The 271-nt window shown below is 69.7% G+C and carries 1 protein-coding gene; it reads left to right on the top strand.

Features of this window, described 5'->3' with window-relative positions:
* The coding region (locus C1X29_RS29925) for a PAS domain S-box protein (RefSeq protein ID WP_146023310.1) at positions 1 to 271 on the top strand (271 nt) is incomplete at both ends.

The raw sequence follows: 271 nt of genomic DNA, 5'->3' as shown, positions 1-271 counted from the left end.
ATGTGCGGCAAGCCTGCCGACGCGTTCTTCACGCCCGAGGACCGGCGTGACGGCATCCCCGACAAGGAGATGCGGTCCGCCATGGAGAACGGCCGCGGCATCGACGAGCGTTGGCATCTGCGCCGCGACGGCGAGCGTTTCTGGGCGAACGGCGAGATGATGGCGCTGCGCGACGAGGACGGCGCCGCCATCGGCTTCGTGAAGATCCTGCGCGACCGGACCGAGCAGAAGGAAGCCGTCGCCCGGCTGGAGGAGAGCCGGGAGCGCTACC

The organism is Pseudomonas sp. GW456-12-10-14-LB2 (genome assembly GCF_002884345.1).
Classification (GTDB): Bacteria; Pseudomonadota; Gammaproteobacteria; order Pseudomonadales; family Pseudomonadaceae; genus Aquipseudomonas; species Aquipseudomonas paraglycinae.
The sequence above is the reverse complement of the archived record's forward strand: the minus strand, read 5'-3'. Positions and strand labels throughout refer to the sequence as shown.